At 60.0% G+C, this 12,142-nt stretch carries 12 protein-coding genes; 6 read left to right on the top strand and 6 right to left on the bottom strand.

Annotation, left to right across the window (positions count from 1 at the left end; translation table 11 throughout):
- Positions 1-62: 62 nt before the first annotated feature.
- Positions 63-1,652: an ABC transporter substrate-binding protein gene (locus tag H8F22_RS17140; protein WP_194940479.1), complete on the bottom strand. Its 1,590-nt coding sequence runs from the start codon at positions 1,650-1,652 to the stop codon at positions 63-65.
- Positions 1,653-2,098: 446 nt separating this feature from the next.
- On the opposite strand from H8F22_RS17140, the gene rpmB reads away from it, so the two are divergent.
- Both rpmB and rpmG read left to right on the top strand, forming a co-directional pair.
- The gene (gene rpmB, locus H8F22_RS17135; RefSeq protein ID WP_007894701.1) at positions 2,099-2,332 is read left to right on the top strand and encodes a 50S ribosomal protein L28; all 234 of its coding nucleotides are present in this window, start codon (positions 2,099-2,101) and stop codon (positions 2,330-2,332) included.
- Positions 2,333-2,343: 11 nt separating this feature from the next.
- Complete coding sequence (gene rpmG, locus H8F22_RS17130; protein ID WP_007894709.1) at positions 2,344-2,499, top strand: 50S ribosomal protein L33; 156 nt, start codon at positions 2,344-2,346, stop codon at positions 2,497-2,499.
- A gap of 71 nt (positions 2,500-2,570) precedes the next feature.
- Here rpmG and H8F22_RS17125 read toward each other — a convergent pair whose 3' ends face one another.
- Positions 2,571-2,933: a cupin domain-containing protein gene (locus H8F22_RS17125; protein ID WP_027926358.1), complete on the bottom strand. Its 363-nt coding sequence runs from the start codon at positions 2,931-2,933 to the stop codon at positions 2,571-2,573.
- Between the two features lie 227 nt (positions 2,934-3,160).
- Between H8F22_RS17125 and H8F22_RS17120 the strand changes: the two genes are divergently transcribed.
- The gene (locus tag H8F22_RS17120; protein ID WP_059181954.1) at positions 3,161-4,654 is read left to right on the top strand and encodes an aldehyde dehydrogenase; all 1,494 of its coding nucleotides are present in this window, start codon (positions 3,161-3,163) and stop codon (positions 4,652-4,654) included.
- Positions 4,655-4,833: 179 nt separating this feature from the next.
- On the top strand, positions 4,834-5,979 hold the full coding sequence (locus tag H8F22_RS17115) for an MFS transporter (RefSeq protein WP_027926360.1): 1,146 nt from the start codon (positions 4,834-4,836) through the stop codon (positions 5,977-5,979).
- Between the two features lie 117 nt (positions 5,980-6,096).
- On the opposite strand, the gene H8F22_RS17110 is transcribed toward H8F22_RS17115, so the two are convergent.
- Positions 6,097-7,671 (bottom strand): phospholipase D-like domain-containing protein, encoded by a 1,575-nt coding sequence (locus tag H8F22_RS17110; RefSeq protein ID WP_194940478.1) that lies wholly within the window; start codon positions 7,669-7,671, stop codon positions 6,097-6,099.
- Positions 7,672-7,731: 60 nt separating this feature from the next.
- Positions 7,732-9,165: an aminotransferase-like domain-containing protein gene (locus tag H8F22_RS17105; protein ID WP_027926362.1), complete on the bottom strand. Its 1,434-nt coding sequence runs from the start codon at positions 9,163-9,165 to the stop codon at positions 7,732-7,734.
- Between the two features lie 179 nt (positions 9,166-9,344).
- Between H8F22_RS17105 and H8F22_RS17100 the strand changes: the two genes are divergently transcribed.
- On the top strand, positions 9,345-9,590 hold the full coding sequence (locus tag H8F22_RS17100) for a DUF1127 domain-containing protein (protein ID WP_027926363.1): 246 nt from the start codon (positions 9,345-9,347) through the stop codon (positions 9,588-9,590).
- A 126-nt stretch (positions 9,591-9,716) separates the two neighbouring features.
- On the opposite strand, the gene H8F22_RS17095 is transcribed toward H8F22_RS17100, so the two are convergent.
- A complete protein-coding gene (locus tag H8F22_RS17095) occupies positions 9,717-11,030 on the bottom strand; it encodes an NAD(P)/FAD-dependent oxidoreductase (RefSeq protein WP_027926364.1) in 1,314 nt (437 codons plus the stop codon).
- Between the two features lie 147 nt (positions 11,031-11,177).
- Between H8F22_RS17095 and H8F22_RS17090 the strand changes: the two genes are divergently transcribed.
- Complete coding sequence (locus H8F22_RS17090; protein WP_007947437.1) at positions 11,178-11,531, top strand: YkgJ family cysteine cluster protein; 354 nt, start codon at positions 11,178-11,180, stop codon at positions 11,529-11,531.
- A gap of 52 nt (positions 11,532-11,583) precedes the next feature.
- On the opposite strand, the gene H8F22_RS17085 is transcribed toward H8F22_RS17090, so the two are convergent.
- Positions 11,584-12,072, bottom strand: a complete 489-nt coding sequence (locus H8F22_RS17085; RefSeq protein WP_003177284.1) for an Lrp/AsnC ligand binding domain-containing protein — start codon at positions 12,070-12,072, stop codon at positions 11,584-11,586.
- Between the last annotated feature and the right edge of the window lie 70 nt (positions 12,073-12,142).

The raw sequence follows: 12,142 nt of genomic DNA, 5'->3' as shown, positions 1-12,142 counted from the left end.
AGTTGTCGCCTGAAAGTCCGCTATCGCGGGCAAGCGCGCTCCCACAGGTTTTGTGTGGGTGCTTATGGCTTGAGGACTACCTTCGAATAGTCCTGACGACCGAACGGGCTGACCGAGTAACCCCCCACCTCTTTGCGCGTCAACGCGAAAGCCGTCGGGTGAGCCAGTGGCAGCCACAACGCCTGCTGCTGGATCTGCGCCTGCGCCTGTTCATAGAGCTTGGTGCGCACACCTTGCTCGCCGGTGGTCTTGCCGGCGCTGATGAGCTTGTCCAGGTCCTGGTTGCAATAACGGGCGAAGTTGGTGCCGGACTTGACCGCTGCGCAGGAAAACTGCGGCGTGAGGAAGTTGTCCGGATCACCGTTGTCGCCGGCCCAGCCCATAAACAGAAGGTCATGCTCGCCGGCCTTGGCGCGACGGATCAGTTCGCCCCATTCGATCACCCGGATTTCGGCTTGAATGCCGATTTCCGCGAGGTCGGATTGGAGCAACTGCGCGCCAAGGCTTGGGTTGGGGTTCAGCAAACTGCCGGAAGGACGGGTCCAGATGGTGGTCTGGAAACCGTCTTTCAGCCCGGCCTTGACCATCAAGGCCTTGGCTTTCGCTACGTCGTGCGGGTAGCCCGGCAGGCCTTTGGCGTAACTCCAGGTATTCGGTGGGTACGGGCCATTGGCTGGCTCGGCGGTGTCCTCGAACACCGCTTTGATGTAATTGGCCTTGTCGAACGCAAGGTTGATCGCCTGGCGCACTTCCGGTTTGTCCAGCGGTGGATGCTGGCTGTTGATGCCCACAAATGCGGTCATGAAGGCGTCAGTCTTTTCCACTTTCAATGTCGGCTCTTTCAGCGCGGCCTGTACGTCCAGTGGCTTGGGCGACAGGGCGATCTGGCATTCATTACGACGCAATTTCTGCAGTCGCACGTTGGCATCCGGGGTGATCGCGAAGATCAGCGGGTCCACTGAAGGCTTGCCGCCAAAGTAGTCCGGGTTGGCCTTGTAGCGAATCGAGGCGTCTTTCTGGAAGCGCGTGAACACGAACGGGCCGGTGCCGATGGGCTGGCTGTTGAGCTTCTCTGCAGCGCCGGCCTTCATCAGCTTGTCGGCGTACTCGGCGGAATAGATCGAGGCGAAGCCCATGCTCAGAGTGGCCAGGAACGTCGAGTCCGGGTGATCGAGGGTGAAACGCACGGTGAACGGGTCCAGCGCGTCGATCTTCTTGATCAGCGTGGGCAATTGCATCGATTGCGCGTGCGGGAAACCGCTCTGGGCGACCTTGTGCCACGGGTTGGCCGGATCGAGCATGCGCTCGAAGCTAAAAATCACGTCTTCGGCGGTCAGGTCGCGCGTCGGGCTGAAGTAGTCGGTGCGGTGGAATTTCACCTGCGGATGCAGTTTGAACACGTACGTCAGGCCGTCGGGCGTGACTTCCCAGCTGTCCGCCAGGCTGGCGACCACTTTGCCGCTGGCCGTGTCGAAGTCCACCAGGCGGTTCATCAGCACGTCGGCCGAGGCGTTGGTGGTGGTCAGCGAGTTGTATTGCACCACGTCGAACCCTTCGGGGCTGGCCTCGGTGCAGACGCTAAGCGCCGCGGCATGGGCCAGTGGGCTCAGCAGGAGAGGGGCGAGCAACAGGGGTAGGGCAGCGAGGCGCATGGTCGGATTCCTTTACAGATCGAAGGCCCATCTGCAAGTGCAGTCTGGAAAAGGCTTACCCTAGTGGGCTCTTTTGCAAATGACTATCCCCTTTTTCATTTTAAGGGGAGTATGTGCGATTGTTTTCAGTGCGCACCGGCTGAGAAGAACCCTGGGTTGGCCGGTTGGCCGATTCTCTGCGACGAGCGGTCTTTCGCAACGATAGCCTTTATCCAAGGCGCTTGTGGCCCGAAAAACCGGGTTTTTATTTAGTCTGTGCACACGGAATGTTGTTGCTCTTCAGTCTTTCTGGTATAAAGCAGCGCTCTTTTCTAGGGGCCCGGTTCCTTCACTGTAGGTGTAGCCGGTAAGACCTCTAAAGAAACGCGGCGCCTGGCGCCAAATGACTGAGAGATTAAGCGGCCAACCCATGCCGGGTTGGGCATGTGGTTTTAGAGGGCTGAGGCATGTCGAGAGTATGTCAAGTTACCGGTAAGGGTCCGGTGACTGGGAATAACATTTCCCACGCAAACAACAAAACCCGTCGTCGTTTCCTGCCGAACCTGCAGCATCACCGCTTCTGGGTTGAAGAAGAGAAACGTTTCGTGCGTCTGCGCGTATCTGCCAAAGGCATGCGTATTATCGACAAGCGTGGCATCACTGTCGTGCTGGCCGAAATCCGCAAAGCCGGCAAGATCTAAGGGAGCTAATCATGCGTGAATTGATTCGTTTGATTTCGAGCGCCGGTACTGGTCACTTCTACACTACCGACAAGAACAAGCGTACTACCCCGGACAAAATCGAGATCAAGAAATTTGATCCGGTTGTTCGCAAGCACGTGATCTACAAAGAAGGCAAAATCAAGTAATTGATTTTTCTCTCTTACGAAAAAGGCCCGTATCGCGAGATACGGGCCTTTTTTGTTGCCTCAGGAAAGCCTCAAGCCTTCTGCTCAAACGCCACATAAATCTTGCGGCACGGCTCCAGTACTTCCCAGGTGCCCCGGAAGCCGGCAGGAATCACGAAGCGGTCACCCGCGCGCAGGGTTTTGCTGTTGCCATCGTTGTCGCGCAGCACCGAAACCCCTTGAACGATTTCGCAGTACTCGTGTTCGGTGAAGTTCACCGTCCATTGCCCGACTTCGCCTTCCCAAACACCAGCATTCAACTGCCCGCACGGGCTGTTGTAATGGTTGTACACCGCTTGCTCGGGATCGCCCTTGAGGACTTTCGCCGGGTCCGGCCGATAGCGCTCGGGCGCGGTCGTGGCCTGGCTGAAGTCGACGACATCCTGGATATTCATTGTTGTAATTTCCCGTGATTGCCTGAAAAGTCCAAAGTCTATGTTTATTAAAATGAACATCGCAAGGCCGTTTGCCGGCCTTATGTCAAATATATTGAAACATGAGGGGTGGCTGGTTTAGGGTGGCAGTTGCCTTGGGCCGAAAAAGCAGGCTGGCCGGGCAGAATTCCTGACAGCGCCCGCGAAGACCGCGCAGCGTTCGTATTCAATAAGAGGAGGACACTCGAATGACCACCCTGACTCGTGCCGACTGGGAACAACGCGCTCGCGATCTGAAGATCGAAGGCCGCGCCTACATCAATGGCGAATACACCGACGCTGTCTCCGCCGAGACCTTCGAGTGCATCAGCCCGGTCGATGGCCGTCTGCTGGGCAAGATCGCCAGCTGTGACGCCGCCGACGCCCAGCGCGCTGTTGAAAACGCTCGCGCCACCTTCAATTCCGGCGTCTGGTCGCGCCTGGCGCCCGCCAAACGCAAAGCCACCATGATCCGTTTCGCCGGCCTGTTGAAGCAGAATGCTGAAGAGCTGGCGCTGCTTGAAACCCTGGACATGGGCAAGCCGATCAGCGATTCCCTATACATCGACGTTCCCGGCGCGGCGCAAGCCCTGAGCTGGAGCGGCGAAGCCATCGACAAGATCTACGACGAAGTCGCAGCCACCCCGCACGATCAGCTGGGTCTGGTGACGCGCGAGCCGGTCGGTGTCGTGGGGGCCATCGTGCCGTGGAACTTCCCGCTGATGATGGCCTGCTGGAAACTCGGCCCGGCACTGTCCACCGGTAACTCGGTGATCCTCAAGCCGTCGGAAAAATCGCCGCTGACCGCCATTCGCATCGCGGCACTGGCCGTTGAAGCCGGTATCCCTAAAGGCGTGTTGAACGTGCTGCCGGGTTACGGTCACACCGTCGGCAAGGCCTTGGCCCTGCACAACGATGTCGACACGCTGGTGTTCACCGGTTCGACCAAAATCGCCAAGCAACTGCTGATCTACTCGGGCGAGTCGAACATGAAACGCGTCTGGCTCGAAGCCGGCGGCAAGAGCCCGAACATCGTATTTGCCGATGCACCGAACCTGCAGGAAGCGGCCGAAGCCGCTGCCGGCGCCATCGCCTTCAACCAGGGCGAAGTCTGCACCGCCGGTTCGCGCCTGCTGGTGGAGCGTTCGATCAAGGATGCATTCCTGCCGCTGGTGATCGAGGCCCTGAAAACCTGGAAGCCAGGCAACCCGCTGGACCCGGCGACCAACGTCGGCGCGCTGGTCGATACCCAGCAGATGAACACCGTACTGTCCTACATTGAGTCCGGTCATGCCGACGGCGCCAAACTAGTGGCCGGGGGCAAGCGCACGCTTCAGGAGACGGGTGGCACCTACGTTGAGCCAACGATTTTCGACGGTGTGAGCAACGCGATGAAAATCGCTCAGGAAGAAATCTTTGGCCCCGTCTTGTCGGTCATCGCTTTCGACACCGCCGAAGAAGCCGTTGCGATTGCCAACGACACGCCATACGGCCTCGCCGCTGCGGTGTGGACCAAGGACATCTCCAAGGCTCACCTGACCGCCCGTGCGCTGCGTGCCGGTAGCGTCTGGGTCAACCAGTACGACGGTGGCGACATGACTGCACCGTTCGGTGGCTTCAAGCAGTCGGGTAATGGCCGCGACAAGTCGCTGCACGCGTTCGACAAGTACACCGAGCTGAAGGCGACCTGGATCAAGTTGTAATCAGTAACGGGCCCCGATACCGGGGCCCGGCACAACGAAGATCCCCTGTGGGAGCGAGCTTGCTCGCGATAGCGGTCTGACAGTCGACGTCATTGTTGAATGTGAAACCGCTATCGCGAGCAAGCTCGCTCCCACAGTGTTTTGTGTTGTACATAAAAATATCCACAGGAGCGTGGAACATGCGTTGGGCGACTTATTTCGCCGTGTTGGCGTCTGTCTTGAGTGTCGGCCTGGCCTTGGGCGTCAGCATGCCGCTGGTGTCGTTTCGCCTGGAAAGCTGGGGCTATGGCTCGTTCGCCATCGGTGTGATGGCGGCAATGCCGGCCATTGGCGTGTTGCTGGGGGCGAAGATCTCCAGCCACCTGGCCGCGCGTCTGGGCACGGCGAATCTGATGCGTCTGTGCCTGTGGGCCGGGGCGTTGTCCATCGGCTTGCTGGCCCTGATGCCGAGCTACCCGATCTGGCTGCTGTTGCGCCTGATGATCGGAGTGATCCTGACGCTGGTGTTTATCCTCGGTGAAAGCTGGATCAACCAGCTCGTGGTCGAACAGTGGCGCGGGCGGCTGGTGGCGCTGTATGGCTGCAGCTATGCCCTGAGCCAACTTGCTGGCCCGGTGCTATTGGGCGTTCTGGGCACCGAACATGATTACGGTTTCTGGGTCGGTGTCGGCTTGCTGACGACAGCACCGTTCCTGTTGTTGGGTCGCAGCGGCGCGCCCAGCAGTGAAGCGAGCAGCGTGACCTTCAGCGACTTGCTGGCTTTCTGCCGTGGCCTGCCGGCGATTGCCTGGGCGGTGTCGCTGTTCGCCGCCTTCGAAGCGATGATCCTGACCTTGTTGCCGGTGTATTGCCTGCGCCAGGGTTTCACCACGGAAATCGCCCTGGCGATGGTCAGTACCGTGGTGGTCGGTGATGCGTTGCTGCAATTGCCGATTGGTGCGCTGGCGGATCGTCTGTCGCGGCGCACGCTGTTTACGGGCTGCGCGGTGGTGTTGCTGCTGTCGAGCCTGGCGATTCCGCTGCTGATCGACACGCTGCTGATCTGGCCGTTGTGGGTGCTGTTTGGTGCCAGTGCAGGCGGTTTGTTTACCTTGTCACTGATCCTGATCGGCGAGCGTTATCGCGACGATGCGCTGGTGCGCGCCAATGCGCATATCGCGCAGCTGTGGGGGATTGGTTGCCTGGTCGGGCCGTTGGCCGCTGGGGCGGGTAGCCAGTGGATCAGCGGGCATGCGTTGCCGTTGCTGATGGCAGCCGGTGCGTTTGGGTTGGTGATTCTGCTGATGCGCCAGGGTGCGTTTGGCACGGTGGCCGAACCCGCCTGACACCGTCCCCTGTAGGAGTGAGCCTGCTCGCGATAGCGGTGTGTCATTAGGCATCTGTGTTGGCTGGCGTGACGCCATCGCGAGCAGGCTCACTCCTACAAAGATTTTTATCGCTTGTCAGAGCATCCGTTCGAGGCCGACCGTGGTACTCATCCACGCATTGAACCGTCGCCACCAGCTCCCCGGTTCCTTGGTCAGGGTGTGCAGTTTGCCGTCGTCTTCAGTGACCCAAACCACCTTGCCATCCTGCAGTTTCGCCTCATAGCTCAATGGTGGCTCCATACCCTGCATTGCCAGGTCGCGCACATGCGCGGCCAGTTCGGGGCTGTCCACCAGCACCCCGACTTCGGTGTTCCACAGTACCGAGCGCGGATCGAAATTGAACGAGCCGACAAAGGATTTCTGCTGATCGAAGATCATCGCCTTGCTGTGCAGGCTGGAGTCGGAGCCTTGGTAAGCGGGGCGTCCAAAGAAGTGTGGTCCACTGCCGCCGCTTCCTCCTTCACCCGGTTGACGCCGTAGTTCGAATAACTTCACGCCGTGTTCCAGCAACGCCTTGCGATAGGGCGCATAGCCGCCATGCACGGCCGGCACGTCCGTGGCTTCCAGCGAATTGGTCAGCAAACTCACCGAGACCCCGGCATCGGCGCGACCGGTCAGGTACACCAGTCCAGGCTGGCCGGGCACGAAGTAAGCCGAGATCATGATCAGCTCTTTGCTGACGCCGTTCAGTTCGGGCGCCAATTGTGTCGTCAGCAACAAATGCGGATCCGGCTCTCCGTCGGCCAGCACCTTGCTCGGCGCATCCCACAGCGCCTGGTTCCAGGCCCAGATCAGCTCACGACGCCAGATGTCCAGGCGCGGATGCGTCTTGAACGTCATCAGTTGTTGGTACAGCGCATGGTTCTCTTTGCGCGTGTCATCCAGCGATTCCTCCAGGCGGGTCCGGGTGTTTTTCAGGTCCTTGGCCGTGGGTTTGCTGGACAGGAATTGTTCGATCGGCTTGCTCAGCGCGCTGTTCCAGTACTGATCAAAACTGTGCCCCAGTTGTTCGGCCACCGGGCCGACGCCGAGCATGTCGATGTCAGTGAAATTCAGGTTGGGCTCGGCATCGAAATACTCGTCGCCCAGATTGCGCCCACCCACGATGGCCATGCTGTTGTCCGCCAGCCACAACTTGTTGTGCATGCGCCGGTGTTGCTGCGACAGGTTGAACAAGCGGCCCATGGTTCGTGTCACGCCGGTGCTGCGACCCAGGTGCAACGGGTTGAAGACGCGGATCTGAATGTTCGGGTGCGCGGCGAGGGTGGCGATGATCTGGTCCAGGCCGTCGCTGGTGGTGTCGTCTAGCAGCACCCTGACGCGTACGCCGCGATCTGCCGCTTTGAGCAACTCCTCGACGAGCATCCGCGTGCTGATGCCGTCATGCACGATGTAGTACTGCAAATCGAGGCTGCTTTGCGCGTTGCGGATCAGCTCGGCGCGAGCGGTGAAGGCTTCGGTACTGTCGGACAGCAGGCGAAAGCCCGACTGGCCCTGATGCGGCGCAGCCTGCGCCTGGACCGAACGGCCGAACGTCGAGTCACTGGCGGGCAGCGCCTGACTGGCCTGACGCTGAACGTCAACGCTGGCGCAGCCGCTGAGGAACGAGGCGAAGAGCAGAACAGCGAGCAGGTTTTGTCTGGCTCTCACGTAGGATCGTTCCGATTGGCGGCAGGTGTCGGCATATGGACGCTGGTTTCCCGAGAAAAGTCAGTCAGTGATGCTGTCAGTTTCGGCTAACAGTTTGATAGCCAGGGCACCGACCTTGCGCACCGCCTCTTCAATCTGCGGTGTTGGCTTGGCAGCGTAGTTCATGCGCAGGCAGTTGCGGTACTTGCCTGACGCAGAAAAGATGCTGCCCACGGCAATCTGTACGCCTTGATCGTGCAACGCACGATTCAGTTTCAGGGTGTCGAAGCTTTCCGGCAGCTCGACCCACAGCATGAAGCTGCCTTGCGGGCGACTGGCGCGGGTGCCGACCGGGAAGTAGCGCGTGACCCAATCGATCATCACGTCGCGATTGCGTTGATACTGCGTGCGCATCCGCCGCAAATGCGGCTCGAAGTGCCCGGCCTTGAGAAACTCGGCGATCGCAATCTGCGGTTGTGGCGCGGTGGAGCCGGTGCTGATGTATTTCATGTGCAGCACCCGCTCCAGATACCGGCCGGGCGCGACCCAGCCGATGCGTAATCCGGGTGCCAACGTCTTGGAAAACGAACTGCACAGCAGCACGCGACCGTCCTCGTCGAAGGATTTGATCGTGCGCGGTCGCGGGTAGGTGTAGGCCAGTTCGCCATACACATCGTCCTCGATAATCGCCACGTCAAAACGCTGTGCGAGCGTCAACAACGCGCGTTTTCGCGACTCGGGCATGATGTAGCCCAGCGGGTTGTTGCAGTTGGGGGTCAACTGTATGACTTTGATCGGCCACTGTTCCAAGGCCAGTTCCAGCGCGTCGAGGCTGATGCCGGTGATCGGGTCGGTGGGAATTTCCAGCGCTTTCATGCCCAGCCCCTTGAGGGTTTGCATGGCGCCGTGAAAGCTCGGCGAGTCCACGGCCACAATGTCCCCCGGCTCGCAGATCGCCCGGATGCTGGTGGACAGCGCTTCGTGGCACCCGGTCGTGACCACCAGATCGCTGGCGCTCAACTGGCACCCGGAGTCGAGCATCAGGCGTGCGATCTGTTCGCGCAGTTCGAGGGTGCCGTGGATGTTGTCGTAATACAGGCCGGGCATGTCCTGCCGACGGCTGATACGCGCGAGGTTGCGCAGCAGCGGTTTCATGGTCGGCGTGGTGATGTCCGGCATGCCCCGACCCAGTTGCACCACGTCCTTGCGCGGCACCGCGCGAATCAGCTCCAGCACCTGATCCCACTGCGAAATATCCACCGGCCGCTGGGCCGGACGCCCGATGGCCGGCAGCTCCGGCAGTTCGCGACCCACGGGTACGAAGTAGCCCGACTTGGGTTTTGGCGTCGCCAGGCCACTGTCTTCCAACACGCGATAGGCCTGCTGCACCGTGCTCAGGCTGACCCCGTGTTCAACACTCAGCGCCCGCACCGAGGGCAGCCGGTCACCGGGGCGATAGAAGCCCTGTTCGATACGCGTGCCGAGCAACTCGGCGAGGTTGACGTAAAGGGTCATGGTGCAGTCTCGGTGTGGGTGATTCGGTAAACCAATACAGATCAGGCAAGAAATGAGGATTCAGACGCTGGGACGCCAAATCTGTATGGAATTAATACTTATCTGTTGAATCTGTAATGCTTTTCGTCGCCCACGCATCATGAAAGCTCTGGCTACCCAAGTAAACAGGAGCAATCAAAATGAACGGCTTGAGCGATGTGCGGCTGACGTTACACAGTCAGGAACTGGTGAGAGGGCAGGAACACGGTACACGTGAGGCGCTGATGCGCAACGCACCGTCCGGCCTGGGTCGCTGGGGTCTGTTCTGGCATCGTCTGCACACGCGCAAGGCGTTGCTGGCGCTGACGCCGGAGCAGCTCAGGGATGTGGGGCTGACGCGGGAACAGGCGCGGGAGGAGGGGCTCAAGCCTTTCTGGCGGATCTGATTTTTGTGGTTTTCTCCCGGCCCAATCGCGAGCAGGCTCACTCCTACAGTTGATCTGTGTTGTTTACAAATCCCCTATAGGAGTGAGCCTGCTCGCGATGGCGCCGGAACAGACACCAAAAACCTGTCAGGCCAACTCTTTAAGCCGATGCCACAACATCCCCAACGCCAACAACGGCGAGCGCAAATGTTTCCCGCCCGGAAAGGTGATATGCGGCACCTTGGCAAACAGATCAAACCCACCACTGTGCTGCCCGCTGATCGCTTCAGCCAACAACTTGCCGGCCAAATGCGTGGCATTCACCCCATGACCGGAATAGGCCTGGGCGTAATACACATTCGGCTGGTCTTTAAGCCGGCCAATCTGCGGCAGGCGGTTGGCGCCGATGCCGATCATTCCGCCCCATTGATAGTCGATCTTCACCGTGCCCAGTTGCGGGAAGACTTCCAGCATCTTCGGTCGCATGTACGTGGCGATGTCTTTCGGATCGCGGCCTGAATAATGGCAGGCACCCCCAAACAGCAAGCGCCGGTCGGCAGAGAGCCGGTAGTAATCCAGTGCCACGCGCTGATCACAGACCGCCATGTTCTGCGGCAGCAGTGAATGGGCCAGTTCTTCGCTCAACGGCTCGGTGGCGATGATGTAGCTGCCGGCGGGCAGCACCTTGCCGCTGAGTTCGGGGTTGAGCTGATTGAGGTAGGCGTTGCAGCCCAACACCAGCGTCTTGGCGCGGACCGAGCCGTGGGCTGTGTGGACCTTGATCTCGGGACCATAATCGATGCAAGTGACCGCCGATTGTTCAAACAGTACCGCCCCCATTTCCTCGGCCGCCGCCGCTTCGCCCAGTGCCAGGTTCAGCGGATGCAGGTGCCCCGAGCCCATGTCGATCAAACCGCCGACGTAACGATCGGAGCCCACCACCGAGTGCATTTCATTGGCCTGCAGCAGGCGGGTTTCGTAGCGATAACCGAGGCTGCGCAGCTCTTCGGCATCCTCGGCGAAGCCTTCGAGGTCGCGGGGTTTGTTGGCCAGGTCGCAGTAACCCCACGTCAGGTCGCAGGGGATCTGAAAACGCGCGACGCGCTGGCGGACGATTTCCACCGCCTCCAGGCCCATGAGCTTCATCTGGCGTACGCCGTCGGTGCCGATCACGTTGGCGAATTGATCAAGGCCATGACCGACGCCGCGAATCAATTGTCCGCCGTTGCGCCCGCTGGCGCCCCAGCCGATTTTGTGGGCCTCGAGCAGGATGACGCTCAAGCCTCGTTCCGCCAGTTCCAGAGCAGTGTTCAGCCCGGAAAACCCGCCACCGACCACGCACACATCCGCCACCAGATCCCCCCTGAGCGCCGGATAATCGGGTCGCGGCAGGCTGCTGGCGGCGTAATAAGAGGCAATGTGCTGGTGACCTGGAGCGGATGGCTGAGCACCGGCATTCATGGGCGTGTTCCCGATTCTGGCGTCTGGAAAAGTTGACGGAGCATAAGCCGGACCTTCTGGCACGGGCAACATTGGTCGGCTGCTGCTGTATGGATCGGCGCCTTTGCTGCAGAATCGCGCTCTATTCCGCTTTTGGTCACCGCTTCAATGAGCTGCAACAGTCAGAAAATCCGAACGCTTCGCCAACAGATTCCCTCGTTCGAGTGCGTGCCCGGCTGCCATGACTGCTGTGGGCCGGTGACCACCTCGCCGGAAGAAATGTCCCGCCTGCCGCGAAAGACCCGCGCCGAGCAGGACGCGGCGATGGATGAGCTCAATTGCGTGCACCTGGGGCCGAACGGTTGCACGGTGTATGACGAGCGTCCGCTGATTTGCCGGTTGTTTGGCACCACCAAGACCTTGCCATGCCCGAATGGGCGGGGGCCGGTGGAGCTGATTCATCCTCGGGTGGAGAAGCAGATTCATGAGTACATGGCGTCTACCCGGCAAGTGCTTGTTTGAATCCATTCAGGTAGACCGAGTTGCCTCAATCGCGGGTTGGCCACCGAATATCTCAATCCGGAATCGGCAAACTCAAGCTCTCCTTCACCTCTTCCATCACGATATAGCTCTTGGACTCGCGCACATGCGGCAGCTTGAGCAGGATGTCCCCCAGCAGCTTGCGGTACGAGGCCATCTCGGAGATCCGTGCCTTCACCAGGTAGTCGAAATCCCCTGACACCAAGTGGCATTCCAGCACATGGGGCAGTTTCAGCACCGCGCGTCGGAACTCTTCGAAGGTATCCCCGGATTTGTAGTCCAGGCTGATCTCGACGAACACCAGCAGACTGCCCTTCAAATGCTGCGGATTGAGCCGGGCGTTGTAGCCCATGATGATCCCTTCGCGCTCCAGGCGCCGCACCCGCTCAGTGCACGGCGTGGTAGAGAGCCCGACCTTTTCCCCCAGCTCCGTGAACGAGATGCGTCCGTCCGCTTGCAGGATCCGCAGAATGTTGCGGTCGATCTTGTCCAGCTCTCGTTTGGTCTGAGTGTTGGTACGCATAGGGGATGCGCCTCCGTGAAAAGGGTTTTTGCCGAGAATTGTCGCCAAATATAGCTGCTTATATAGTGAA

It is taken from the genome of Pseudomonas mucoides (assembly GCF_015461845.1).
GTDB classification, from domain to species: Bacteria; Pseudomonadota; Gammaproteobacteria; order Pseudomonadales; family Pseudomonadaceae; genus Aquipseudomonas; species Aquipseudomonas mucoides.
This window is presented reverse-complemented; position numbering and strand designations above follow the sequence as displayed.